This window comes from Mesorhizobium sp. ESP-6-4 (assembly GCF_020164735.1).
Classification (GTDB): domain Bacteria; phylum Pseudomonadota; class Alphaproteobacteria; order Rhizobiales; family Rhizobiaceae; genus Mesorhizobium.
Genome location: NZ_JAIUGS010000007.1, coordinates 284,415 through 308,569 on the forward strand (window position 1 = coordinate 284,415; position 24,155 = coordinate 308,569).

General features: G+C 63.9%; 23 protein-coding genes. 12 read left to right on the forward strand and 11 right to left on the reverse strand.

What is annotated here, in order from left to right; genetic code table 11:
• The first annotated feature begins 31 nt into the window (after window positions 1-31).
• From speB to LB523_RS16425, 4 genes are all read left to right on the forward strand, one after another.
• A complete protein-coding gene (gene speB / locus LB523_RS16410; protein ID WP_224531636.1) occupies window positions 32-1,087 on the forward strand; it encodes an agmatinase in 1,056 nt (351 codons plus the stop codon).
• A 140-nt stretch (window positions 1,088-1,227) separates the two neighbouring features.
• Complete coding sequence (locus tag LB523_RS16415) at window positions 1,228-2,028, forward strand: transporter substrate-binding domain-containing protein (RefSeq protein WP_140846404.1); 801 nt, start codon at window positions 1,228-1,230, stop codon at window positions 2,026-2,028.
• A 66-nt stretch (window positions 2,029-2,094) separates the two neighbouring features.
• Window positions 2,095-2,763, forward strand: a complete 669-nt coding sequence (locus LB523_RS16420) for an amino acid ABC transporter permease (RefSeq protein ID WP_224531632.1) — start codon at window positions 2,095-2,097, stop codon at window positions 2,761-2,763.
• Window positions 2,760-3,407, forward strand: coding sequence for an amino acid ABC transporter permease (locus LB523_RS16425; RefSeq protein ID WP_140846402.1), 648 nt, complete (start codon window positions 2,760-2,762; stop codon window positions 3,405-3,407). Before LB523_RS16420 ends, LB523_RS16425 begins: the two co-directional genes overlap by 4 nt.
• Before the next feature lie 40 nt (window positions 3,408-3,447).
• Here the strand turns inward: LB523_RS16425 and LB523_RS16430 are convergent, their stop codons facing one another.
• Window positions 3,448-4,851, reverse strand: coding sequence for an MATE family efflux transporter (locus tag LB523_RS16430; protein ID WP_224604497.1), 1,404 nt, complete (start codon window positions 4,849-4,851; stop codon window positions 3,448-3,450).
• A 243-nt stretch (window positions 4,852-5,094) separates the two neighbouring features.
• On the opposite strand from LB523_RS16430, the gene LB523_RS16435 reads away from it, so the two are divergent.
• The 6 genes from LB523_RS16435 (at window position 5,095) to LB523_RS16460 (ending at window position 11,507) form a co-directional block, all read left to right on the forward strand.
• Window positions 5,095-6,012 carry an AraC family transcriptional regulator gene (locus tag LB523_RS16435; protein WP_224604499.1) on the forward strand — a complete coding sequence of 306 codons (918 nt, stop codon included), beginning with the start codon at window positions 5,095-5,097 and terminating at the stop codon, window positions 6,010-6,012.
• A gap of 280 nt (window positions 6,013-6,292) precedes the next feature.
• Window positions 6,293-7,567 carry an ABC transporter substrate-binding protein gene (locus LB523_RS16440; protein ID WP_224604505.1) on the forward strand — a complete coding sequence of 425 codons (1,275 nt, stop codon included), beginning with the start codon at window positions 6,293-6,295 and terminating at the stop codon, window positions 7,565-7,567.
• Between the two features lie 100 nt (window positions 7,568-7,667).
• Window positions 7,668-8,534, forward strand: coding sequence for a carbohydrate ABC transporter permease (locus LB523_RS16445; RefSeq protein ID WP_224604507.1), 867 nt, complete (start codon window positions 7,668-7,670; stop codon window positions 8,532-8,534).
• Window positions 8,531-9,358, forward strand: coding sequence for a carbohydrate ABC transporter permease (locus LB523_RS16450; protein WP_224604511.1), 828 nt, complete (start codon window positions 8,531-8,533; stop codon window positions 9,356-9,358). Before LB523_RS16445 ends, LB523_RS16450 begins: the two co-directional genes overlap by 4 nt.
• 14 nt (window positions 9,359-9,372) lie before the next feature.
• Window positions 9,373-10,419, forward strand: a complete 1,047-nt coding sequence (locus tag LB523_RS16455; RefSeq protein WP_224604515.1) for an NAD(P)-dependent alcohol dehydrogenase — start codon at window positions 9,373-9,375, stop codon at window positions 10,417-10,419.
• A 2-nt stretch (window positions 10,420-10,421) separates the two neighbouring features.
• Complete coding sequence (locus LB523_RS16460; protein WP_224604518.1) at window positions 10,422-11,507, forward strand: ABC transporter ATP-binding protein; 1,086 nt, start codon at window positions 10,422-10,424, stop codon at window positions 11,505-11,507.
• A 360-nt stretch (window positions 11,508-11,867) separates the two neighbouring features.
• On the opposite strand, the gene LB523_RS16465 is transcribed toward LB523_RS16460, so the two are convergent.
• The 9 genes from LB523_RS16465 to gcvA all read right to left on the reverse strand — a co-directional run bounded on the left by LB523_RS16465 (window position 11,868) and on the right by gcvA (window position 21,845).
• Complete coding sequence (locus LB523_RS16465) at window positions 11,868-13,454, reverse strand: FGGY-family carbohydrate kinase (RefSeq protein WP_224604521.1); 1,587 nt, start codon at window positions 13,452-13,454, stop codon at window positions 11,868-11,870.
• The gene (locus tag LB523_RS16470; RefSeq protein WP_224604526.1) at window positions 13,451-14,134 is read right to left on the reverse strand and encodes an HAD family hydrolase; all 684 of its coding nucleotides are present in this window, start codon (window positions 14,132-14,134) and stop codon (window positions 13,451-13,453) included. The genes LB523_RS16465 and LB523_RS16470 overlap by 4 nt, the downstream gene beginning before the upstream one ends.
• A gap of 20 nt (window positions 14,135-14,154) precedes the next feature.
• Window positions 14,155-15,633, reverse strand: a complete 1,479-nt coding sequence (locus LB523_RS16475) for a mannitol dehydrogenase family protein (protein ID WP_224604562.1) — start codon at window positions 15,631-15,633, stop codon at window positions 14,155-14,157.
• Window positions 15,634-15,781: 148 nt separating this feature from the next.
• Window positions 15,782-16,552, reverse strand: a complete 771-nt coding sequence (locus tag LB523_RS16480; RefSeq protein WP_224604564.1) for an L-iditol 2-dehydrogenase — start codon at window positions 16,550-16,552, stop codon at window positions 15,782-15,784.
• On the reverse strand, window positions 16,549-17,553 hold the full coding sequence (locus LB523_RS16485; protein ID WP_095768105.1) for an ABC transporter ATP-binding protein: 1,005 nt from the start codon (window positions 17,551-17,553) through the stop codon (window positions 16,549-16,551). Before LB523_RS16485 ends, LB523_RS16480 begins: the two co-directional genes overlap by 4 nt.
• Before the next feature lie 46 nt (window positions 17,554-17,599).
• Window positions 17,600-18,424, reverse strand: a complete 825-nt coding sequence (locus LB523_RS16490; RefSeq protein WP_140846390.1) for a carbohydrate ABC transporter permease — start codon at window positions 18,422-18,424, stop codon at window positions 17,600-17,602.
• A gap of 11 nt (window positions 18,425-18,435) precedes the next feature.
• Window positions 18,436-19,308: a carbohydrate ABC transporter permease gene (locus tag LB523_RS16495; protein WP_095768103.1), complete on the reverse strand. Its 873-nt coding sequence runs from the start codon at window positions 19,306-19,308 to the stop codon at window positions 18,436-18,438.
• 143 nt (window positions 19,309-19,451) lie between these two features.
• Window positions 19,452-20,762 carry an ABC transporter substrate-binding protein gene (locus LB523_RS16500; protein WP_224525737.1) on the reverse strand — a complete coding sequence of 437 codons (1,311 nt, stop codon included), beginning with the start codon at window positions 20,760-20,762 and terminating at the stop codon, window positions 19,452-19,454.
• Window positions 20,763-20,936: 174 nt separating this feature from the next.
• On the reverse strand, window positions 20,937-21,845 hold the full coding sequence (gene gcvA / locus LB523_RS16505) for a transcriptional regulator GcvA (protein WP_224604566.1): 909 nt from the start codon (window positions 21,843-21,845) through the stop codon (window positions 20,937-20,939).
• A 62-nt stretch (window positions 21,846-21,907) separates the two neighbouring features.
• On the opposite strand from gcvA, the gene LB523_RS16510 reads away from it, so the two are divergent.
• Window positions 21,908-22,141: a hypothetical protein gene (locus LB523_RS16510; RefSeq protein ID WP_224629626.1), complete on the forward strand. Its 234-nt coding sequence runs from the start codon at window positions 21,908-21,910 to the stop codon at window positions 22,139-22,141.
• 20 nt (window positions 22,142-22,161) lie between these two features.
• Here LB523_RS16510 and LB523_RS16515 read toward each other — a convergent pair whose 3' ends face one another.
• Window positions 22,162-23,118, reverse strand: coding sequence for a sugar-binding transcriptional regulator (locus tag LB523_RS16515; RefSeq protein WP_095768100.1), 957 nt, complete (start codon window positions 23,116-23,118; stop codon window positions 22,162-22,164).
• 208 nt (window positions 23,119-23,326) lie between these two features.
• On the opposite strand from LB523_RS16515, the gene LB523_RS16520 reads away from it, so the two are divergent.
• Window positions 23,327-23,959: an HAD family hydrolase gene (locus tag LB523_RS16520; RefSeq protein WP_224604569.1), complete on the forward strand. Its 633-nt coding sequence runs from the start codon at window positions 23,327-23,329 to the stop codon at window positions 23,957-23,959.
• Window positions 23,960-24,155 lie beyond the last annotated feature (196 nt).

Sequence of the window (24,155 nt, forward strand, 5' to 3'; positions counted from 1 at the left end):
GCGCTGCAGGTAGGCAAGAGGAGGACCGGACATGGGTTACGATCGCGGCAAACTCGAAGCGTTGCGCCGCAAATATGGCGAGAGCCATGGCGGCGAGATGTTCGACCCGAAATTCCGCAAGGTCGCCGACAAGATCTTCAACAAGTCGGGCACACGCCTCGCCCCCTATTCCGGCATCCCGACTTTCCTCGCCGCGCCCTACCGCGAAATCGCGGCCGACAATCCGGATTTTGGCGACCTGCAGGTGGCGATGATCGGCGTGCCGATGGATCTCGGCGTCACCAACCGTCCCGGCTCGCGCTTCGGGCCGCGCGCGTTGCGCGCCATCGAGCGCATCGGCCCCTACAATCATGTGCTGGAATGCGCGCCGACGCATGAGCTTCGCGTTGCCGATATCGGCGACACGCCGTTCCGCAGCCGCTACCGGCTGGAGATCAGCCACGAGGACATTGAAAAGCGGACCAATCAGATCGTCGACGCCGGCGTGCTGCCGCTCTCCGTCGGCGGCGATCATTCGATCAGCCATCCGATCCTGAAGGCGGTCGGCAAGAAGACCCCGGTCGGCATGATCCATATCGACGCCCATTGCGATACCAGCGGGCTGTTCGACATGACCAAGTTCCACCATGGCGGACCGTTCCGCAACGCGGTGCTGGACGGCGTGCTCGATCCATCGCGCACGATCCAGATCGGCATCCGCGGCTCGGCGGAATATCTGTGGGAGTTCACCTACGAGTCCGGCATGACCGTCGTGCATGCCGAGGAGGTGACCGGGCTCGGCATTCCTGCCATCATCGAGAAGGCTCGGAAAATCGTCGGCGACGGCCCGACCTACATCTCCTTCGATGTCGACAGCATCGATCCGGCCTTCGCGCCCGGCACCGGCACGCCGGAAGTCGGCGGGCTGACGACGCGCGAGGTGCTCGAATTGCTGCGTGGCCTGAAGGGTCTCAACATCGTCGGCGGCGACGTGGTCGAGGTGGCGCCGCAATATGACGCGACCACCAACACCGCCCATGTCGGCGCGCAGGTCCTGTTCGAGATCCTGAGCCTGATGGTGTTCAGCCCAGCGATCAAGAAGGGCTGATGCCTCGCGCAATTCCAGCCGGACGCTATGGCCAAGGCGCCAAGCCTAAACCGCGTCTTCCGGAATTGCTCTCCCAACACGACCGCCGCGCTGGAGCCGGCGGCCGGTTTCAACAACAAGCTTCCAGCAGGGGAATAACAATGTTACTTCGCAACGCACTGAAATCCGTAATCACAGCGGCGATGATACTCAGCGCCGCCGGCCTCGCCACGCAGGCGAAAGCCGACGCCGTCGACGACATCACCAAGGCCGGCGCCATCAATGTCGGCATCTTCTCCGACTTCCCGCCCTTCTCCTCGGCCAGCGCCGACATGAGCATCAAGGGCTATGACATCGACGTCGCGCAGGCGATCGCCGATTCACTCAAGGTGAAGCTCAACCTGGTCAGCGTCACCGGCCAGAACCGCATCCCTTATCTCACCGACAAGCGCGTCGATATATTGATGAGCGTCGGCTACTCCAAGGAGCGCGAGCAGGTGATCGATTTCGCCGCCGCCTACGCGCCCTACTACATCGCCGTCATCGGCCCGGCCGAGCTTGCCGTCAAAGGCAAGGAAGACCTCGCCGACAAGTCGGTCGCCGTCAATCGCGGCACGCTTGAGGATACCTCGCTGACCCAGGCGGCGCCGGCTTCCGCCGACATCCGCCGCTTCGACAACTACAATTCCGTCATCCAGGCCTTCATCTCCGGCCAGACGCAGCTGATGGTGGTCGGCAACGATGTCGGCGCCCAGGTGCTGGCCAAGCAGGATGCGCTGAAGCCGGAGCAGAAATTCCAGCTGCTCACCTCGCCCTCGCATATCGGCCTCAACAAGAATGAAGACCGGCTGAAGAAGGCGGTGAACGACGCCGTCGCCAAGATGCTGGCCGACGGCAAGCTAGACGAGAGCTCGAAGGCCTGGCTGAAAACGCCGCTCAATCCGGACAACCTGAAGGATTGATCTCGAGAGCGGCCCAGCCATGACAAGCGCTGAGCCGCTCCGACTGTTCCAACAAGGTCAATCGCCATGGGCTACAGCCTGGACTTCGGCTGGCTTGCGGGCGCCGTGGGCGCGATCACGCGCGGCGCGGCGACGACGATCCTTCTGATCGCCGTCACCACGCTGGCGGGCACGTTCCTCAGCATCCTCGGCGCGGCCGGCAAGAGAAACGGCCCGAAGCCGCTTCAGCTGGCGATCGGCATTTATGTCGAGGTGATGCGCAACACGCCATTCCTGGTGCAGCTGTTCTTCATCTTCTTCGGGCTGCCCACGCTCGGGATCAGGCTCGACCCGATCCTTGCCGCGATGTTGGCGATGACGCTCAACATGGCAGCCTATACGATCGAGATCGTCGGCGCCGGGCTCGACGCCGTGCCGCGCGGCCAGAGTGAAGCCGCGCTGGCGCTCGGCCTCAGGCCCCGCCAGGTGTTCGTCAAGATCGTGCTGCCGCAGGCGCTGAAAGTGATCTATCCGGCGCTGACCAGCCAGATCGTCATCATGATGCTGGAATCGGCCGTGGTGTCGCAGATCGCGGTGCGCGAATTGACCTACGAGGCCGACATGCTGCAGGCGCGCACTTTTCGCGCCTTCGAGACCTATTTCGTGGTGACGATGGTGTATCTCGGCCTGTCCATGGGGCTGCGCCGGCTGCTGGTCGGCGGCGGCCGCCGTGTTCTGGGGGCGGGCGTGTCATGATCGAATTCACCTTCTGGGACATCGTTCGCAACCTGCTGCTCGCCGCGCGCTGGACGGTGCTGTTGTCGCTCGCCGCCTTCGTCGGCGGCGCGCTGGTCGGGCTGGTGGTGCTGTTCTTCCGCATCGCCAAGAACAACTGGGTGAAGCGGATCGCCTCCGGTTATATCGCACTGTTCCAGGGCACGCCGCTCTTGATGCAGCTCTTTTTGATGTTCTTCGGGCTGCCGATGCTGGGGTTGCGTATCGAACCGTGGACGGCAGCGGCGCTCGGGCTCACTTTTTTTGCCAGCGCCTATCTGGCCGAGATCTGGCGCAGCGGCGTCGACGCGCTGCCGCGGGGCCAGTGGGACGCCGGCGCCAGCCTCGGGCTGCATTATCTGCAGGAGCTCAGGCTGATCATCCTGCCGCAGGCCTTCGCCATCACCCGCGCGCCGACCGTCGGCTTCCTGGTGCAGCTCATCAAATCGACGGCGCTGACCTCGATCATCGGCTTCGAGGAACTGGTCAGGACCTCCAACGCGATCAACAACGCGACCTTCGAGCCGTTCAAAGTCTACGGGCTGGTTGCGCTGATCTTCTTCGTCATGTGCTTCCCGCTGACGCAATATGCACGGCGGCTGGAGCAGCGTGCAGGGGCGCGCTGAGCCGCCAAAAGGCCGCCGACCGGACCGCAGCCTTTGTCGATCAATGCCCGAAGGCGAGCTGCGGCGCGATGCGGTCGCGCCGGAGCCAGCGTGCCAGGAGCAGCGCCGCCACCACGGCCAGTCCCGAGGCCAGGCCGATCCAGATGCCGACGCCGTTCAGGCCGAAATGGAAGGCGAGCAGCACGCCGAGCGGCAGGCCGACGCCCCAATAGCCGATCGCGGCGTAGATCATCGGCACCTTGGTGTCGTGCAGGCCGCGCAGCATGCCGGCCGCGACCGCCTGGGCGCCGTCGAAAATCTGGAAAAGCGCCGCAAACACCAGGAACGACACGGCAAGCGTGATCACCCTTGCATTGACCGGATCGCTGAGATCGATGAAGGCGCTGATCAGCGCATGCGGCCACAGAATCATCACCAGCCCCATCAGCGCCATGAAGGACACGCCGATGACGAAGGCCGTCCAGCCGGCGCGCGAAACGCCTTCCGGATTGCCGGCGCCATGCGCTAGGCCGACCCGCACGGTCACCGCCTGATTGAGGCCGAGCGGCACCATGAAGGAGATCGAGGCGATCTGGATGGCAATCGCGTGGGCGGCGAGCGAATCCGCATCGATCAGGCCCATCAGCAGGGCGGCCGCATTGAAGATCGTCACCTCGAAGGCGAGGATGCCGGCGATCGGCAGGCCGAGCCTGAGCAGGCCGCGGAAGCGCGGCCAGTCGGAGCGCCAGAAGCGGCCGAACAGACGGTAACGGCGGAACTTCTTCTCCCTGATCACCACCGCCGCCAGGCCGACAAACATCAGCATGCTTGACAGAGTGGTGGCGAGGCCGGAGCCGGCAATGCCCATCGACTTGACGCCGAGATTGCCGAACATGAACACCCAGTTGAAGAAGGCGTTGCAGGCGACCGCGACGAAAACGATGATCAGCGCCCAGCCGGGCCGCTCCAGCGCCGAGATGAAGGAGCGCAGCACGATATAGCCATAGAAGGGCAGCACCGCCCATTGCAGCCAATGCAGATAGATGCCGGCCTCATGCGCGAGCTCCGGCTTCTGGCCCATGGCCAAAAGCACCGCTTCGCCATGCCAGAGAAAAATCCAGATCGGGATCGAGATGAGGATCGCCAGCCACAGGCCCTGGCGCACGGTGCGGCGCAGGTCGCGTACGGAATGGCGGCGACGGCCAAGCTCGGTCGCCATCATCGGCGAGGTCGCCAGCATCAGGCCGAGGCCGAAGATCAGCGGCATGAAATAGAGATTGGAGCCGAGCGCGCCGGCGGCGAGCGTATCGGGCCCGAGGCGGCCCATCATCATGACGTCGGTCGCGGTCATGGCGGTCTGGCCGAGATTGGTCAGCACCATCGGCCAGGCGAGCGCGATCGTTGCCCTGATTTCCTGACGCCAAAGGTTTTCCGGCGCGCGAGCGCCGGCTTCGATCGCAGACATTGTTCCGCTCTTTCAGAACACGGCGCGTCGGCCAAAGGGCCGGAAGCCGCACAACAATGGCGCAAAATGGCGCCATTTGCGTCGCCTTGTGAACGAAATGCGACATGTTGGCAAGGGACGAGGCCCGGCTAGCGATTGATCCAGGCGGAGCCGGGATTCAGCGACGCCTCTTTCATTTGCCGGCCGGGGGCTGCTACGGATGCCCGGGCATATGCAGCCGGCGCGCCATGCCGGGAGGAACGAATGCCGTTCAGGCGCAGAAAGAACACAGCCGCGATCCCGCGCACGGTACCTGCCTTCGAGCACATCGTGACGGAGGCCAGCGAGAGCTTCCTGTGGCGGCTGGACGATTATCCGTGGGAGCGCAATGTCTGGAATTTCCATCCCGAATACGAAATCCATCTCTTGCGGAAATCGTCCGGCGTCGTGCTGGTCGGCGACCATATCGGCGAGTTCGGGCCGGGCTATCTGACCATCGTCGGCGGCGGGCTGCCGCATGACTGGGTGACGGCGGTGCAACCCGGCGAGCTGATCGAAGGCCGCGATATCGTGCTGCAATTCGATCCCGAACGGCTGCGCGGCTCCTCGGGGCTGCTGCCGGAGCTGCGCGAGCTGGAGCCGTTCCTGGAACGCTCGCTGCGCGGAATGGTCTTCCATGGCCAGACGGCGCTCGACGGCGCCGAGCTGATGGAACGAATGGGCGAGGTGCATGGGCTGGCAAGGTTCCGCATGTTCCTCGAACTGCTGGACCTTCTGGCCACCACCCAGGAATACGAGCTTCTGTCGTCGCCGGATTTTTCTCCGCTTCTCGACGCGGAATCGCTGGATATTATCCAGCGCTCGCTGACCTATCTGTTCCAGCACTTTGCCGAGGATCTGAAGCTGCCGGAGGTGGCGGCGTTGGCCGGGATGAGCGAAAGCACTTTCTCGCGCTTCTTCCAGAAGAACACCGGCAACTCGTTCAGCGACCACGTCGCCAAGCTCAGGCTCTGGCAGGCCTGCAAGCTGCTCGCCGACACCGAGATCCCGATCACCGACATCTGCTTCCAGGTCGGCTATATGAACATCTCGAACTTCAACCGCGCCTTCCTGCGCAAGCACAAGATGACGCCGTCATCCTACCGCAAGCTGTCGCGGCAGCGGCTGACGCTGCGGGCCTGATTTCGCCACCCTAACTTTTTGTTTCATCGCAATTCCGGACGGAAAACCGCTGCACACTTTTCCTGGAATTGCTCTAATCGTACTGATACTCGTGTGACGGACAGACTCTGCCGGTGCCATTTTTTGCGCCGCACAATGCATAAAAGTACAGGTCTGCTGCAACGAGGCTTCTAGTCTCGCCCCTTCCAACTCCTCATTTTGGCGGCGGGTCGCAGTCATGCGGGCGACGGTGAGGGTCGCTTAGCCCGCGGACTTGCTTGTTCCTGGAGGAGAAACATCAATGAAATCAACCCGGCTCGCTGCCAGCCTCGGTGCAGCTTTCGTGCTTACCGCTTCCGTTTCAACCGCAGCACTGGCGCAAGCGCCGGTCTGCTCGGCGCCGGTCAAGGTGCTGGCGCAGCCGCGCGACGGGCTGACGCTTCTGGAGGACTCCAAGGACGAGTTCAAGAAGCTGTCCGGCGCCTCGTTCCAGATCGACTATCTCAACGAGAACGACCGCCGCGCCAAGTCGCGCGCCGACGCCTCGACCGTCGGCAACTACAATGTCTACTATGTCGACGAGGCGAACGTGGCGCTGTTCGCTTCCTCGGGCTGGATCGCGCCGCTGACCGATTATTATCCGGCTGAATACGATTTCGCCGATTTCGATCCGGGCCGTCAGAAGGTCGCCACCTATGACGGCAAAGTCTGGTTCGCGCCACTGACCGGCGGCGGCGACCTGATGGTCTACCGCAAGGACGTGCTCGAGGCCGCCGGCATCCAGCCGCCCAAGACGCTGGACGAGCTGATCGCCGACGTGCCGAAACTGACCAATGCCGACAAGGGCGTGTACGGCATCGCGCTGCGGGGCGCCCGCGGCTCGGGCGCCAATGTCTGGCGCTGGATGCCGTTCTTCAAAGCCTATGGCGGCAAGTGGTTCGACGGCGACAAGCCGGCTTTCAATTCGGACGCCGCAGTCAAGGCGACGGAGACCTATCTCAAGCTGTTCAAGGACTCGGCCCCCGGCACGCAGACCGGCAGCTGGGATGAATCGACCGGCGCCTTTCTCTCCGGCCAAGTCGCCATCCTCGTCGAATCGACGCCGCTGTCGGGCATGGCGGTGGACCCGAAGACCTCGCAAGTGGTCGGCGAGGTCGGCTTCCTGCCGCCGCCCTCGCCACTGCCGGGCGGCGGCTACGGGCATGGCCTCGCCGTCGGCACCAAGGCCAATGCGGATGACGCCGCGAAGAAGTGCGCCGGCCTGTTCATCGCTTGGGCGACCTCGAAGGAGAACGAGAAGCGCCGGCTCGATGCGCATCAATTCGGCGAGCTCAACCGCACCAGCGTGCTCTCCAGCAAGGAATTCGCCGACATCTACGGCGCCGACCTTGGCAAGGCGCTGGCCGACACCGGCAAGGTGACGGCGGTGAACTTCTGGCAGGATCCGCGCTGGCCGGATCTCGGCGACCGCTGGGGCATCATCCTGGAAGAGCTGGTCACCGGCACTCGCACCGACATCAAGGGCGGCCTCAACGAGCTCGAGGCCTATGCCAACGAGCTGGTGAAGAAGAAGTAATCCTCCCGCCCGCGGCGCGCGATCCACGGCATTCGAAGGAATGCCGGGATCCGTGCGCCGCGGGACCTTCACCAGACAGCAGTAAAAATCCGAGGAGGCCATGCCCCGACGCTCTTCCCTGCCGGTCACATTTCTGGTTCCGACTTTAGCCATCCTTCTGGTGCTGTCGATGGTGCCGACGCTCTATGCCATCGTCATCGCCTTGCAGAATCGCGAGCTGAGCACGACCGGTTACTCATGGGTCTGGTTCTCGAACTTCGCCGATCTCTTCCTCGACCGCCGCTTCCTCAACGCCGTCTGGGTTTCGGTGAAATGGGAGATCGTCACCGTCATCGCGACGATGGTGGTGGCGATCGGACTGGGCGTCTTGATGTTCGAGGTCGCCGGCCCACGCCTGCGCAATTTCTATTGCCTTTTGTTCATCATCCCGGTGCTTTTGCCGCGCGTCTCGGCCGCCTTCGTCTGGAAGTTCGCCTATCACCCGCTTTATGGCATCGCGACCTATCCCTACCGGCTGATCACCGGCGGGCTGATCTTCGATCCGCTGTCCAAGCCCGCCACCGCATTGTTCGCCGTCGCTTCGGTGGACGTCTGGCAATGGGGGCTGTTCTTCGCCGTCATCGTGCTGAAGCTGCTTGAAACCTTGCCGCCGCAGCCGATCGAGGCGGCCAGGCTCGACCACGCCAAGCGTTGGCAAATCCACGCCTATGTCACCTTGCCGATGCTGAAGGCACCGCTGATCAGCTTGATGTTCGTCAAGATGATCGAGTCGCTGCGCTCCTTCGACCTGATCTATGTCATGACGCGCGGCGGGCCCGGCGTCGCGACCGAGACGCTCGACATGTACGCCTTCTCGCAAGGCTTCATCGAGTCCGGCAAGGTTTCCTACGCATCGGCGATGGCGGTGCTGATGATGATCGCGACGGTCATCACCTTCACCATGCTGTGGAAGCGGGTGCAGGCATGAAGCCATATCCGATAAGACCGGGCCGTCTGGTCGCCAAGGCCATCCTGGCGCTGGCCGGGTTCCTGGCCGTGTTCCCGCTTCTGTGGACGGCGCTCAACGCGCTGAAGAACAATGTCGACATCATCACGCGGGTGCCGAAGGTGATCTTCACGCCGACGCTGGCCAACATCGGCTACATCCTCGGCCGCGACAGCGTGCTGACCGGGCTCTACAACTCCGCGGTCGCCTGCGGCGCGGCGGTGCTGATCGGCGTCGTGCTCGGCCTGCCGGCGGCCTATGCGGTGGCGCGCTATCCCAACCGCTTCGCCGGCGACATCCAGTTCTTCGTCCTGTCGCTGCGCTTCCTGCCGCCGGTGGCGGTGGCGATCCCGCTGATGGTGATCTGGCTGCAGGTCGGGCTCTACGACACTTTGCCGGCGCTGATCGTCACCTATTCGCTGCTGACCATATCGGTGATCATGTGGCTCGCCATTCCCGCCTTCCAGGGCGTGCCGAAGGAGATTGAGGAGGCGGCCTTCGTCGACGGTTACGGCGCTTATGCCGTCTTCTGGCGGATCGCGCTTCCCGTCGCGGCGCGCTCGCTGATCGGCGCCATCGCCTTCAGCTTCGTGCTGGTCTGGAACGAGTTCCTGATCGCGCTGATGCTGTCGAGCTCCAACGCCAAGACACTGCCGATCGTGGCTTCTGAGCTCTCCCAGCAAGGCATGAACGTGCCGTGGGGCATCCTCAACGCCTCGGTCGTGCTTCTGTCGCTGCCACCGCTGCTCTTCCTCGGTGTTTTGAGCGGTTTCCTGAATTCCGTTTTCCGGCAAAAGAAAAGTTGAAGTGAGGATACCCGATGCGGGCACTGGTGCTTGAGAAAAAAGGCGAACTGTCGCTGCGCGAGATCGCGCTGCCACTCGATGTCGGACCGGACGATGTCAGGATTGCCATCCACACGGTCGGGGTCTGCGGCAGCGACGTGCATTATTACACGCACGGCGCCATCGGCAGCTACATCGTTCGCGAGCCCATGGTGCTCGGCCATGAGGCTTCGGGAACCATCGTCGAGGTCGGCGCCAATGTCACGAATCTCAAGGTCGGCGACCGCGTCTGCATGGAGCCCGGCGTGCCGAACCTTGCGTCGCGCGCGACGAAGCTCGGCATCTACAATGTCGACCCGGACGTCCGCTTCTGGGCAACGCCGCCGGTGCATGGGGTGCTCGCGCCCTACGCCGTTCATCCGGCGGCCTTCACCTACAAGCTGCCGGACAATGTCTCCTTCGCCGAGGGCGCGATGGTCGAGCCCTTCGCCATCGGCATGCAGGCGGCGGCGCGCGCTCGCATCGTGCCCGGCGATGTCGCCGTCGTCGTCGGCTGCGGCCCGATCGGCATCATGATCGCACTCGCCGCGCTGGCGGGCGGCTGCTCCAAAGTCCTGATCTCGGACTTTTCCGCGCCGAAGCTGGAGATCGCTGCCCAGTATCCAGGCATCGTGCCGGTCGATATCGGCAAGCAATCGCTGGTCGACGCCGTCGCGGCGGCCACCGACAATTGGGGCGCCGACATCGTGTTCGAGGCGAGCGGCAGCCCGAAGGCCTTCGCCAACCTGTTCGACGTGGTGCGGCCGGGCGGCGCGGTGGTGCTGGTCGGGTTGCCGGTGGAGGCGGTCGAGCTCAACGTGCCGGCGGCGATTTCCAAGGAAGTGCGCATCGAGACCGTGTTCCGCTATGCCAACATCTTCGACCGCGCCCTGCAGTTGATCGCCTCAGGCAAGGTCGACCTCAAGCCGCTGATCACCGGCACCTATGATTTCTCCGAGAGCATCAAGGCGTTCGAGCGCGCGGCGCAAGGCAGGCCGCAGGACATCAAGCTGCAGATCCTGCTGACCGGGGAGAAGGGATAAAGATGTCCGCGATCGTTTGCTCCCATGTCGACAAGGCCTATGGCGCCACGACCGTCATCCGCGACCTCAACCTCGCGATCGAGGAACATGAATTCGTCGTGTTCCTGGGGCCGTCCGGCTGCGGCAAGTCCACGCTTCTCAGGATGCTGGCCGGGCTGGAGGATATCAGCGGCGGCGAGGTGTCGATCGGCGGCAAGGTGGTGAACGATCTCGAGCCGGGCGACCGCGGCATCGCCATGGTGTTCCAGAATTATGCGCTCTATCCGCATATGACGATCTTCGACAACATCGCCTTCGGATTGAAGCGGCAGAAGGTGCCGGCGAACGAGATCAGGAAGCGGGTCGAGGCGGTCTCGAAGACGCTCGGGCTGGAGCCCTATCTCGGCCGCAAGCCTACAGAGCTTTCCGGCGGTCAGCAGCAGCGCGTGGCGATCGCGCGCGCCATGATCAAGACGCCGAAAGTGTTCCTGTTCGACGAGCCGCTCTCCAACCTCGACGCCAAGCTGCGCAATCATATGCGCGTCGAGATCGCCAGGCTGCACCAATCGCTGAAGACCACCACCGTCTATGTCACGCATGACCAGCTCGAGGCGATGACGCTGGCCGACCGCATCGTGTTGTTGAAGGACGGCATGATCGAGCAGATCGGCTCGCCGGCGGAGATCTATCGCCGCCCTGGCAATCTGTTCGTGGCCGGCTTCATCGGAACGCCGAACATGAATTTCATCGAGGTGACGGTCGGCAAGAGCAAGGATGGCTGGACGCTGACCGGCGCCGGGGCGGTGCTGTCGCTGCAAGGCGGCGACTTCGACCTGCGGCACGGTGAGCGCGTGGTGCTCGGCATCCGGCCTCCGGACCTGAAGACGGCGCAAGCCGGCACGGGAAACCTTTTGCAAGGCACCGCCGATCTCATCGAGTTCCACGGCAATGACGCGCTGGTGACGTTCGGCTCGGGCGGCAAAGAGATCAGCGCGCTGGTGCCGGCCCGCGAATGCCCGGAGTTGCGCGCGCCGGTACGCTACACGTTCGAGGAAGAGAGCATCCATCTGTTCGACGCGGAGACAGGCAAGTCGCTGCGCAAGCAATAGGCAATTCCGCCCGGAATTGCCTAGGGACGCGCACAGTTCCAAGCGGCTGGTCTTTGCCGTAGTGTGCATGGCAGCTTGGCACATGCATTGTCTAGCGCAGCGCTGGTCGACCCCCACTCCGTCTCGGCTTCGCCGAGCCACCTCTCCCCCGATCGACGGGGGAGAGGAAAGGCGCCAAGCTTTTTAGCCATCAACTGTCGTCCAGCAAGGCTCCCTTCCTTTCCCTCCGGAGGGGGAAAGGTGGCGCTGCGAAGCAGCGACGGATTGGGGGAACCACGTGGCAATCAAGCCTCGGCCTGATCCGTCACGCCCGTCACAGAAGATGTGTGCATGGCGTAGCCGGAATTGCGTTGATGGAAGCTACCCGATCGCGTCGAGCGCCTGCCGCTGGCGGTGCATTTCGAGGAAGATCCGGTAGTCGCGGTCGAAGCGGGCGCCGGCTTGCTTGTTGGGGGCGCGCGTCCTGCCGCCCTGCTGCATGGCGACGCAGGCCGCGTTGAGGTCAGGGTAGATCCCGGCGGCGGTCGCCGCCACCATGCCGGTGCCGAGCAGCACCGCCTCGTCGGCCAACGGCTCGACCACCGTGCAGCCGGTGGCGTCGGCGTAGAGCTCCATCAGAAGCGGGTTCTTGGTGTGGCCGCCAGTGACATGCAGCGTGTCGATCAGGTAGCCGTTCTCGTTCAGCGCTTCCAGCACATGGCGCACGCCGAGCGCGATGCCAACGGCGGTGCGCCAGTAGAGCTTGCACAGGCTGTCGAAGGAGGAGTCGAGCGTCAGGCCGCTGATGACGCCGACCGCGTGCGGGTCGGCGAACGGTGAGCGGTTGCCGTGGAAATCCGGCAGCACATGCAGCCTTGCCGCCAGCGCGTCGCCATCCTCGGCGCGCAGCTCGGCGACGCGCCTGGCGATCTTCATATGCATGGCCGCGTCCGGCTCGCCGCCGGCGCCATGCCAGCGGATGATGTGGTCGAGCAGCGCGCCGGTGGCCGACTGGCCGCCTTCCGACAGCCACAGCGTCGGCAATGCCGCGCCGTAATACGGTCCCCACACCCCGGCAAAGGGCTGCGGGTCTTGCGACATCGCCATGACGCAGGACGATGTGCCGGCGATCAGCGCCAAATGCCGGCTGATGTTCCTCTCGTCGCCGGCAAAACCGCCCAAAACGCCGAGCGCGCCGGCATAGGCATCGATGACGCCGGCGCCCACCCGGCATTTTTCGGTGAGGCCGAGCTCGGCGGCGGCTTTCGCCGTTAGCGGACCAATATCGGTGCCGACCGGGCTTGCCTTTTCCGGCAGATTGCCGTGCTCGAACAGGTCGCCGAGGCCGACCAACTCGAAGAAATCACGCCGCCAGCTTTTTTCCTCATGCGCGAGATAGGTCCATTTCGCCGTCAGCGTGCATTGCGAGCGGGCGAGCGAGCCCGATGCCTTCCAGGTCAGGAAATCGGCGAGATCGAATAGATAGCCGGCTTCATTCCATTTGCTCGGCAGATGACGCTTCAGCCACATCAGCTTCGGCGTTTCCATCTCCGGCGACATCACACCGCCGATATAATCGAGCACGGCGTGACCGCTTGCGGTGCATTCATCGGCCTCGGCGATGGCGCGGTGATCGAGCCAAACCATCGTGTCCCAGCGCTTCTCGCCCATGACCGATACGCTGATCTGGCCGCCCTGCCTGTCGCGCGCGACCAGCGAGCAGGTCGCGTCGAAAGAGATGCCGGCGATATCGCCGGCGGCGACGCCGGATTTTTGGAGCGCGGACCGCACGGATTTGCACACCGCCGACCAGATATCTTCCGAATCGTGCTCGGCATGATCGGGCTTGGGCTGATGCATGGCGATCGGATGATCGGCGCGGCCGAGCAGGTTGCCGCGCGCGTCGAGAATGCCCGCGCGCGCGCTCCCGGTGCCGACATCGACCGCGCAAACGAAACTCTTGATCAAGATGCTTTTTCTCTCGCTCCCAGGCCTGCAATCAAATCGGGCAATTGCAGCATGTCAGCGAATATAAAGTCCGGTTCCGTCGACGCAAGCCGCGCCTTGAGGGCGGGATTGGAGGCATGCGAGCCGCCCGTGAAGGCAAAGACGTACATGCCCGCCGCCCGGGCGGCGGCGACGCCGGCCGGGCTGTCCTCGATGACCAGACAATTGCGAGGACTCGCCTGCATGCTTGCCGCGGCATGCAGGAAAAGGTCAGGCGCCGGTTTGCCGCGCTTGACCATGGTGGCGCTGAACAGATGCGGATCCAGCAGGGGGAGCAGGCCGGTGACGTCGAGCGCATAGCGGATGCGTTCCAGCGTACCGGACGAGGCGACGCAGCATGGCCGACCGAGCTCCGGCAGCACCTCCTTGATGCCGGGGATCGGCTTCAATTCCTCGCGGAATTTGCGCATCAGGTCGACGCGCATGGCGGTCAGATGCTGGTCGCTGATGTCGAGCCCGAACTCTTGGCCGAGTATCTCGCGCACGCTCTTCATGCTCTTGCCGAGGAAATGCTCGTAGGCGGCGTCCTCGCTGACCGTGCCGCCGGCCAGCTCGATCATGCCGAGCAGCGCCGAGACCGAAAGCGCCTCGCTGTCGACCAGCACGCCGTCACAGTCGAAGATGACCAGTTCCGGCGTCATGGCTGCTGCGTCCGGCGCTTTCAGAGCTTGCCGGCGAGGTAACGCGTCAGGGTTTCGCGCGCGCCGTGCGCCCACAGGACTTTCAAGGCGTGGGCGAAGGCCTCGGCGAAGACGGACGAGCGGCCGACATCGCCATAGATGTCCTCCATCGCCAGCCAGGCCTTTGGATCGTCCTTGGCCGCCTTCGCGGCCGCCTGCATGCGGTCCCAGCTCGGGTCGTTCGGCTCGATGACGGCGCCGCTGTCGGTGGTGCCGAAACAGTAGCGGCACCACAGGGCCGATTCCAGCGCGAGGCCGGCGACACCCTCGCCCGCCTTCAGCCGGTCGGCGATCGTCGGGATGATGAATTTCGGCTGACGGTTGGAGCCGTCGAGGCAAAGCCGGCGGATGGTGTCGCCGATCTTGGGATTAGAGAAGCGCCGCTCGATAAGCTGATAGTAGTCCTCCAGATCCGTATCCGGCACCGGCGGCACGGTCGGGATGATCTCGTCATGCTCGAGCTTCGACAGGAAGGCGCGCACCAGCGGCTCCTGCATGGCTTCATGCACGAAATGGATGTCCATCAGCCCGGCCGGGTAAGCGATGGTGGCGTGACCGCCATTGAGGATGCGTATCTTCATCAGCTCGTAAGGCGAGACATCCTTGACGAATTGCACGCCGACCTTTTCCAACGCCGGGCGGCCGGCGGTGAAATGGTCCTCCAGCACCCATTGCTTGAACGGCTCGCAGAACACCGGCCAGTTGTCCTCCAGCCCGAAATCGTCGGCGAGGATCTTGCGCTCGCGCTCGGTGGTGGCAGGGGTGATGCGATCGACCATGCCATTCGGGAAGGCGACCTTGTCCTCCACCCATTTGGCGAGGTCCTCGTCGATCAGCCGGGCAAGGCCGATGACGCCGTCGGAGGTGACGTGGCCGTTATGGGGGATGTTGTCGCAGGACATGACGGTGAACGGCACGATGCCGTCGGCCCGCCGGCGCAACAGCCCGGCAAGGATGATGCCGAAGACGGTCTTCGGCACAGCGCCCGGCTGTGCGTCGGCGACAATATCGGGATGGGCCGGGTTGAACTTGCCGGAGGCCGGGTCGATGAAATAGCCGCCCTCGGTGATGGTCAGCGACACGATCTTGATCGCCGGATCGGCAAGCCGCTCGATGATCGCAGCCGCGTCGCCGGGCATCAGGAAATCGATCATGGCGCCGGTGACGCGGGCGCTCATATGACCCTGATCCTGCTCGACGACGGTGGTCAGCCAGTCCTGTTCCTGCAGCTTGGCGCGACCGATCTTCTCACCTTCGAACACGCCGGCGCCGATCAGCGCCCAGTCATGGCCCTCGCCGGTGCCGAACAGGTTGTCGAGATAGACCGCCTGATGCGAGCGATGGAAGTTGCCGACGCCGAAATGGACGATGCCCGCCTTCAGGGTGGAGCGGTCATATTTCGGGCCGGCGACCTTTGCCGGCAGCATGGCGAGGTTGGAGGAAGAGAGTCTTACGGTCATCTCATTTACCCTTTGGCCGATCTGCAGCCCGACTGTTCCGCCTCCTTCGGATGGCGAGGATGAGGGGCAACACCCGGTATTCCAGTATGCTGCCCCTCACCTGCCCCATGGCGTCTTCTCCGGAGGAAAGAAGAGAAGCGCCTCCCCCTCAACTCATCCATTGGCCGCCGTCGACATTGTAGGTCTGGGCGACGATGTATTCGGCCTCGTCACTGGCGAGGAACACGGCCATGCCGGCGAGATCTTCCGGCTTGCCCATGCGACCGTAAGGCACGCCTTCGCCGACCAGCCGCTTCTTCTCGCCCTTGGGCCGGTTCTCATATTTTGCGAAGAGCGCATCGACCTGGTCCCACATGTCGCTGTCGACGACACCCGGCGCGATGCCGTTGACGTTGATGCGATGCTTGATCAGGTCGAGCCCGGCCGATTGGGTGAGCGAGATGACGGCGGCCTTGGTGGCGCAGTAGACCGCGACCAGCGGCTCGCCGCGGCGACCGGCCTGGCTCGCCATGTTGATGATCCTGCCGCCTTTGCCACGCTCGATCATAGAACGGGCAGCCGCCTGCAGCATGAACAGCGTGCCGGCGACATTGACCGCGAACAGTTTTTCGTAGCTCGCCCTCGTTATCTCGACGATCGGCGCGAGGTCGAAGATCGCCGCGTTATTGATCAGCACGTCGAGGCCGCCGGCCCTCACTTCGACCGCCTTCACCGCGGCCTCGATCGAAGCCTGGTCCGTGACGTCGAGCCTGATCGCGTAGGCGGCGGAACCGATCGCTTTCGCCGTTGCTTCCGCCGCTTCCAGGTCGATGTCGGCAATCGCCACCGTCGCGCCTTCGCGCGCATAGGCCTCGGCGAAGGCCTTGCCGATGCCGCGCGCCGATCCGGTGATCAGCGCCGATTTGCCTTTCAGCCTCACTGCACCAGCGCCTTGCCGTCGGCGCCGAAGCGATGGAGCTTGGTCTTGTCGGGGGTCAGGTAGACGGTGTCGCCATGCTTGACCGCGACCTCGCCGTCGGCGCGGACATTGATGGTGCCGATGCCGTCCGCCTGGACATGGAGGAAAGTGTCGGAACCGAGATGCTCGGCAACGCCGACCGTCGCCTTCCAGTCGCCGGCCGAGGTCGAGATGTTGAGATGCTCGGGCCGGATGCCGATGGTCTTGGCGCCATATTTCTCCGCCGGCGCGCCTTCGATCATGTTCATCTTGGGCGAGCCGATAAAGCCCGCGACGAAGAGGTTCTTCGGCGTCTTGTAGAGCTCCATCGGCGAGCCGACCTGCTCGATGTTGCCGGCATTGAGCACGACGATCTTGTCGGCCATGGTCATGGCTTCGACCTGGTCGTGGGTGACGTAGATCATCGTCGTCTTCAACTGATGATGCAGCTCGCTGATCTCAAGCCGCATGGTGCCGCGAAGCGCGGCGTCGAGGTTGGACAGCGGCTCGTCGAATAGGAACGCCGAAGGCTGGCGCACGATGGCGCGGCCGATGGCGACGCGCTGGCGCTGGCCGCCGGACAGCTGGCCTGGGCGGCGCTCGAGATAGTTGGTGAGGTTCAAGATGCGCGCGGCGTCCTTCACCTTCTTGTCGATGGTCGCCTGGTCCTCGCCGGCCATCTTCAGCGGAAAGGCGATGTTCTTGGCGACCGTCATATGCGGATAGAGCGCGTAGGACTGGAACACCATGGCAAGCTTGCGCTTGGCCGGCGCCTCGCGGGTTACATCGCGTCCATCGATGCTGATGGCGCCGCCGCTGGTGTCCTCGAGCCCGGCGATCAGCCTAAGCAGCGTGGACTTGCCGCAACCCGAGGGGCCGACGAACACCACGAACTCGCCGTCCTCGATGTTGAGGTCGATGTTCGGAATGATCGTCGTCGACCCGAAGGACTTGGAGACGTTCTTGAGCGCGATGTTTCCCATGGTTTCCTCCCGGGGATGGTCTTCGTCGTCCGCCGCTTGGGCGTTGCTACTTCACGGCGCCAAAGGTGAGGCCGCGCACCAGCTGCTTCTGGCTGAACCAGCCCATGATCAGGATCGGCGCGATCGCCAGCGTCGAGGCCGCTGACAGCTTTGCCCAGAACAGGCCTTGCGGACTGGAGAAGGAGCTGATGAAGGCCGTCAGCGGCGCGGCATTGGTGGTGGTGAGCCGGATGGTCCAGAACGCCTCGTTCCAAGCCAGGATGATGTTCAAGAGCATGGTCGAGGCGATGCCGGGAACCGCCATCGGCGTCAGCACATAGATGATCTCGTTCCACAGCGAGGCGCCGTCCATGCGCGCCGCTTCCAGGATCTCGCCCGGGATTTCGCGGAAATAGGTGTAGAGCATCCAGACCACGATCGGCAGGTTGATCAGCATCAGCATGACGGTTAGGCCGATGCGGCTGTCGAGCAGGCCGGTGTCGCGAAAGATCAGGTAGATCGGGAACAGCACCGCGACGGCCGGCATCATCTTGGTGGACAGCATCCACATCAGGATGTCCTTGGTGCGCTTGGTCGGCGAGAAGGCCATAGACCATGCCGCCGGGACCGCAATCAGGATCGCAAGCAGCGTCGAGCCGACCGACAGAATCACCGAGTTCAGGAAGAACTTGAAATAGCCGCTCTGCGCCTGCACCTCGGCATAGCTCTCCATGGTGCCGGACGGGATCAGTGCAAAGCCCTGGATCGCCTCCTGCTCGGACTTGAACGAGGTGATGATCGTATAAAGGATCGGAAAGAAGATCAGCAGGGCGACGATCCAGGCCGCGGCCGTGGCGATGGTCTTGTGCTGGGTGGTGACTGCGCGTGCCATCTTATCCTCCCTTATTTGTCCAGGTTCTTGCCGACGGCGCGCATGGCGAAGAAGGCAACGATGTTGGCTAGAATGACGGCGATCACGCCGCCAGCGGACGCCTGACCGATTTTGAACTCCAGCAGCGCCTTCTGGTAGACGAGGAAGGGCAGGTTGGTGGAGGCATAGCCCGGGCCGCCATTGGTGGTGACCAGGATCTCGGCATAGACCGACAGCAGGAAGATCGTCTGGATCAGGATGACGACGGTGATGGCGCGCGACATATGCGGCAGCGTCAGATAGATGAACCGGCTAATAAAGCCGGCGCCGTCCATCTCGGCCGCTTCCTTCTGCTCGCCGTCGAGCGATTGCAGCGAAGTCAGCAGGATCAGCGTGGCGAAGGGCAGCCACTGCCAGGCGACGATGAGGATGATAGCGGTCAGCGGATGCTGGCCGAACCAGTCGATCGGCTCGGCGCCGAAAAAGCGCGCTATATCGGCAAAGACGCCGTATTGCGGATGCATGATCATGTTCTTCCAGACCAGCGCCGCGACCGGCGGCATGACGAAGAACGGCGAGATGACCAGGATGCGCACGATGCCCTGGCCCCAGATCGGCTGGTCGAGCAACAACGCCAAAAGGATGCCCCCGACCACGGTGATGACCAGCACGCTGACAACGATGATGAGCGTGTTGAGGATCGAGGAGAGGAAGGCCGGGTTGGAATAGAACAGCGCGTAGTTCGAGAAGCCGACAAAGCCGTTACGGATCGGGTTCAGCGGATTGTATTGCTGGAACGAGAACCACAGCGTGAACAGCAGCGGCACGATCATCCAGACGAACAGCAGGATCACCGATGGCGCCATCATGAAACGGGCAAGCGAACGGGTTTGCTGAGTAGCCATGACGGTCACCCTCCCAAGGTCAGCCGGATTTTCAGAGTCGTGCCAGAATTTTCCCGATTTTGAAGGGTGGCCGCCCGAACTGGGTTTCGGGCGGCCCCTTGCCGGTCATGATGCGCTACCGGCGTTCGGCACCGGGAGGAGCCTTACTTGATGTAGCCGCCTTCCGTCATCGCCGCGGTGGCGGCGTCCTGAGCCTGCTTCAGCGCGTCGTCGACGCTCGACTGGCCGGCAAGGGCTGCCGAGAAGAGCTGGCCGACGGTGGTGCCGAGGCCCTGGAATTCAGGGATGGCGACGAACTGCACGCCGACATAGGGCACCGGCTTGACGGTCGGATGCGTCGGGTCGGCGGCATTGATGGAGTCCAGCGTCATCTTCGCGAAGGGCGCCGCCTTCTGGTACTCCGGATTGGCGTAGAGCGAGGAGCGCGTTCCAGGAGGAACATTGGCCCAGCCCTCCTTCGAGGCGACGAGCTCGAGATAGTGCTTCGAGGTCGCCCATGAAACGAATTTCTCGGCGGCGTCGGCCTTCTGGGTGCCGGCGGGGATGGCGAGCGACCATGCCCACAGCCAGTTGCCGCGCTTGCCGAGGCCGTTGTCGGGCGCCAGCGCATAGCCGACCTTGTCCGCGACCTTCGAGGCCTTCGGATCTGAGACGAAGGATGCCGCGACCGTGGCGTCGATCCACATGCCGCACTTGCCCTGCTGGAAGAGGGCCAGGTTCTCGTTGAAGCCGTTGGACGAAGCGCCTTCCGGACCGTCGGCTTTCATCAGGTCGACATAGAACTGCAGCGTGTTCTTCCATTCGGGCTGATCGAATTGCGGCTTCCAGTTCTCGTCGAACCAGCGGGCGCCGAAGGAATTCGACATGGCGGTGAGGAAAGCCATGTTCTCGCCCCAGCCGGCCTTGCCGCGCAGGCACACGCCGTTCACGCCATTGGCGCGGTCGGTCATCTTGTCGGCGGCCTGCTTGATGAAGTCCCAGGTCGGCGCGTCGGGCATCTTCAAGCCCGCCTTCTCCATCAGGTCCTTGCGGTACATGACGAAGGAGCTCTCGCCGTAGAAGGGCGCGGCATAGAGCTTGCCGTCGACCGAAAGGCCGCCGGCGATGGCCGGGATGATGTCCTTGACGTCATAGTCGTCGCCGAGCTTGTCGAGCGGCAGGAGCCAGCTCTGCTTTGCCCAGATCGGAACCTCGTAGGTGCCGATGGTCATGACGTCGTACTGGCCGCCCTTGGTGGCGATATCGGTCGTGACGCGCTCGCGCAGCACGTTCTCTTCAAGCGTCACCCAGTTGAGCTGGATGTCGGGGTTGGCCTTGGTGAAGTCGTCCGTCAGCTTCTGCATGCGGACCATGTCGCCATTGTTGACGGTGGCGATGGTGATGGATTCGGCATTCGCGGCGAAAGCGAGGGCGCTGGCCGACAACAGGCCCAGGGTGAGCGTGCGAAGTTTCATCAAATTCCTCCCATAAACCAAGATGAGCATTTGCCTTGGTTCTGGGCAATTACTCACTTGGCGTGAATTATGTCAACCCTGAATCTGTGCTGCAGCGCAGCAGAAATGACGCCGCACGACCCGGTCGGGCGACGCGCCGGGATCCTAGGGAGGAGGAACGTCAGGGCGATTGGCTTACGGGCAGGCGATCTCGGCCAGGAGCCAGTCGCGGAAGGCGCGGATCTTCGGCACGTTGCGGCGCGCCGTCGGATAGACCAGCCAATAGGCATGGCCGTCGTCGCCGACGAGGTCGAAGGGCTGGACCAGGCGGCCGTCGGCGAGCTCGTTCTTGAACAGGGCTCTGGTCAGGATGGCCACGCCATGGCCGGCCATCGCCGCGTTCGCCTCATAGGCCTGCGCGCCCATGCTGGAGCCCGGCCGCTTGGCGAGATCATGCCCAGTCACGCCGGCGGCCTCGAACCATTGCGTCCACCAGATGTCGCCGGGGTCGAGGATCGGCAGGCGCAACAGGTCCGCCGGCTCCCTGACGCCGCCGATGCTCGCCGCGAGCTTCGGGCTCAGCATCGGCGTGAAATCGGCATCGAGCAGCTTATGCGCCTCCAGGCCCGGCCATTTGCCGGCGCCGGAGCGGATGGCGAGATCGACATCCTCGCGCGCGAAATCGGTCAGGCGGCTCGACGTGTCGAGCCGCACGGCAAGTGCCGGATGCGCGAGCTGGAACGCGCCCAGATGCTGCGCCAGCCAGTTCGAGGCAAAGGTCAGCACGGTGGTGATGCAGAGCAGGCCGTCGGCGCCACCGCGCGCCGCGGCATAGGCCTGACCCAGGATAGCGAAGGCTTCGCTGACGGCGGGCGCCAGGCGCTGGCCGGGCTCGGTCAACTCGATCTGCCGCGGCCGGCGCAGGAACAGCGGCGCGCCGATGCGCTCCTCGAGCAGCTTGATCTGGTAGCTCGCAGCCGCCTGGGTCATGCCCAGCTCCTGCGCCGCCTTTGTGAAGGACAGGTGCCTGGCCACCGCCTCGAACACCCGGATCGCCTGCAGCGGCGGCAGGGGCGCAAGCTGCGGAGAGCTGAGATCGGGCATAAGGCCTCCTTATGGGTAATGATCGAGGTTTGATTGGAAGCACGAACCGGCCAGACCGATATTTGGGGTCGACGATCAATCCAGTTCAAGCATTGCGAAGGCTGACGATCATGGTCACGGTTCAGGAAAAGCTCGTTTCCACCCCGGCACAAGGCTGGTTTTTCACGCTCCTGCGGGAATTTGCAAGGTTTTCGGGCCGCAGGCGCGGTTATCTCGATGTCCGGGAATTTTCCGAGCATCTGCAGCGCGACATGGGTTTTCTCGACGGCAACGATCCGCGCGGCCGCTCGCAATAGCCGGCACTTTTTATGGGCAATTAGCCGGCAAGCAGTGCTTCGGCCGTGCGTTCGTCGGTGATGAGGCCGTTGACCAGCCGGCGGTTGACGGCGGCCAGGATGCCCGCCAGCTTGCGTTCGCCCATGGCCAGAGCGATGACCAGCGACCTTTCCCGCGACGGCAGCGCGGCGGAAGACACGCGATCGTTGGTGATGCCTTCGATCATGCGGCCTTCGCGGTCGTACACCCAGCCGACGATCTCGGCGATCCCGCCTGCCTTCTGCAGCGCCTTCAACTCGTTTTCGGAAATGAAGCCGTCCTCGTAGAGCGGGGCCTTGGGCCCGAGATCGCCGATGCCGACGAAGGTGACATCGGCCTCGGCCGCCAGCGCCAATGTAGGCTGGATCATCGGCTGGTTGAGCAGCATCTCGCGCTCTTCCGGCGAGGACGCAATGACCGGCAGCGGCATCGGGAATGACCGCGCCTTGACGCGGTCGGCCATGGTGAAGATGACGTTGTAGAAGGCGGCCGAGCCATCGGGCGAGATGTTGCCGGTCAAGGACACGACCTTGTGCTGCGGGCAGTCCATCGGCGGCAGTTGCTCGATCGCCGCCTTCAGCGTGCGCCCGGTGCCGATCGCCATGACGATGGGAGCCTCGGAGCGCAGCCGGCGTTCGATCTCGGCCGCGGCCGCCTCCGCGATGCCGATCGTCGTCGAGCTCGACGTCGGGTCGCTCGGCACCACTTCGACAAGGTCGAGCGCGAAGCGCGACTTAAGCCGCGCGGCGAGGTCCAGGCAGTTGGCGATCGGATGATCGACCCGCACCTTGATCAGGCCCTCCGACATGGCGAGCGATACCAGCCGCTGCGCCGTCTGCCTGGAGATGCCGAGCTTGGCGGCGATCTGGTCCTGCGTGTTGCCGGCAACATAATAAAGCCAGCCGGCGCGCGCGGCGTCGTCCAACCTGGTGCTGCCGATTTCCTGTCGCGAATTCACGTCTCGCCTCCCAGCCCGCAGAATGCTGAAACGGGCGCCATAGCTTACAGCGATTGCGCCGACGCGCAATTGTCTATCGAAAGAGCAATTGCTTGGCAGTTTTCCTGATCCCGAAGGATCAATCCGCCGCTTGCCCAACCATTTGCCGGCGGGACGGTTTATCTCCACCGGGAAACCGATTAAGGGGGATCGGCGAAGGGAGCCGCGCATGACGCCGAAAGCCGTTTTCTGGGATATGGACGGGACGCTGGTCGACAGCGAGCCGCTGCACGAGGCGGCACTTGTGGCGGCGCTGCGCAGCGTCGGCATCGCCCCGCCGGCCGACCTGCATCAGCGCGTGCTGGGCATCGCGGCATGGCCGGTTTACGAAATGCTGCGCGACGAGTTCGGCCTCGCACTGCCCTTCGACGATTGGATCGTGCGCAAATATGACCATTATCTGCCGCTGGCCGAAACGCTGAAGCCACGCCCCGGCGCGATCGAGGTGTTCAACGAATTGCGCGCGCTCGGCGTCGAGCAGGCGGTGGTGTCCAACTCCGACCGGCTGATCGTCGACGCCAATCTGCGCGCCGTCGGCCTCACCTATCCGGGCATGAAGACGGTCAGCCGCAATGACGTGATCGACGGCAAGCCGCTTCCCGAACCATTCCTGCGCGCCGCCTATCTCGCCGGCGTCGATCCGGCGGATGCTTTTGCCGTCGACGACAGCCTGACAGGCGCCATGGCCGGACTCGCGGCGGGCATGAAGACGATCTTCTGGCCGGAGGCGCCGATGGAAGGCCCGGCCGGCGCGATCGTCATCAACAGCGCCGAGGAGCTGCGGGCGCAACTGGGGCTCTGAGCAGCTTCAGACGTCGGTGCCGCCCCGCCCTTCGGGCACCTTCTCCCCGTAAAACGGGCTACGGCATGCATACATTTCCAAGCGGGCTGGCCTTTGGCGATAGCGTGCAGGGCAGCTTAGCGCATGCATTGTCCAATGTAGCGCTGGTCGACCCCCACTCCGTCTCGGCTTCGCCGAGCCACCTCTCCCCCGATCG

Bases quoted from the DNA above. Each gene is read 5' to 3' on its own strand.
- speB (WP_224531636.1), top strand. From the start codon at position 32: ATGGGTTACGATCGCGGCAAACTCGAAGCGTTGCGCCGCAAATATGGC.
- LB523_RS16415 (WP_140846404.1), top strand. From the start codon at position 1,228: ATGTTACTTCGCAACGCACTGAAATCCGTAATCACAGCGGCGATGATA.
- LB523_RS16420 (WP_224531632.1), top strand. From the start codon at position 2,095: ATGGGCTACAGCCTGGACTTCGGCTGGCTTGCGGGCGCCGTGGGCGCG.
- LB523_RS16425 (WP_140846402.1), top strand. From the start codon at position 2,760: ATGATCGAATTCACCTTCTGGGACATCGTTCGCAACCTGCTGCTCGCC.
- LB523_RS16430 (WP_224604497.1), bottom strand. From the start codon at position 4,851: ATGTCTGCGATCGAAGCCGGCGCTCGCGCGCCGGAAAACCTTTGGCGT.
- LB523_RS16435 (WP_224604499.1), top strand. From the start codon at position 5,095: ATGCCGTTCAGGCGCAGAAAGAACACAGCCGCGATCCCGCGCACGGTA.
- LB523_RS16440 (WP_224604505.1), top strand. From the start codon at position 6,293: ATGAAATCAACCCGGCTCGCTGCCAGCCTCGGTGCAGCTTTCGTGCTT.
- LB523_RS16445 (WP_224604507.1), top strand. From the start codon at position 7,668: ATGCCCCGACGCTCTTCCCTGCCGGTCACATTTCTGGTTCCGACTTTA.
- LB523_RS16450 (WP_224604511.1), top strand. From the start codon at position 8,531: ATGAAGCCATATCCGATAAGACCGGGCCGTCTGGTCGCCAAGGCCATC.
- LB523_RS16455 (WP_224604515.1), top strand. From the start codon at position 9,373: ATGCGGGCACTGGTGCTTGAGAAAAAAGGCGAACTGTCGCTGCGCGAG.
- LB523_RS16460 (WP_224604518.1), top strand. From the start codon at position 10,422: ATGTCCGCGATCGTTTGCTCCCATGTCGACAAGGCCTATGGCGCCACG.
- LB523_RS16470 (WP_224604526.1), bottom strand. From the start codon at position 14,134: ATGACGCCGGAACTGGTCATCTTCGACTGTGACGGCGTGCTGGTCGAC.
- LB523_RS16475 (WP_224604562.1), bottom strand. From the start codon at position 15,633: ATGACCGTAAGACTCTCTTCCTCCAACCTCGCCATGCTGCCGGCAAAG.
- LB523_RS16485 (WP_095768105.1), bottom strand. From the start codon at position 17,553: ATGGGAAACATCGCGCTCAAGAACGTCTCCAAGTCCTTCGGGTCGACG.
- LB523_RS16490 (WP_140846390.1), bottom strand. From the start codon at position 18,424: ATGGCACGCGCAGTCACCACCCAGCACAAGACCATCGCCACGGCCGCG.
- LB523_RS16495 (WP_095768103.1), bottom strand. From the start codon at position 19,308: ATGGCTACTCAGCAAACCCGTTCGCTTGCCCGTTTCATGATGGCGCCA.
- LB523_RS16500 (WP_224525737.1), bottom strand. From the start codon at position 20,762: ATGAAACTTCGCACGCTCACCCTGGGCCTGTTGTCGGCCAGCGCCCTC.
- gcvA (WP_224604566.1), bottom strand. From the start codon at position 21,845: ATGCCCGATCTCAGCTCTCCGCAGCTTGCGCCCCTGCCGCCGCTGCAG.
- LB523_RS16520 (WP_224604569.1), top strand. From the start codon at position 23,327: ATGACGCCGAAAGCCGTTTTCTGGGATATGGACGGGACGCTGGTCGAC.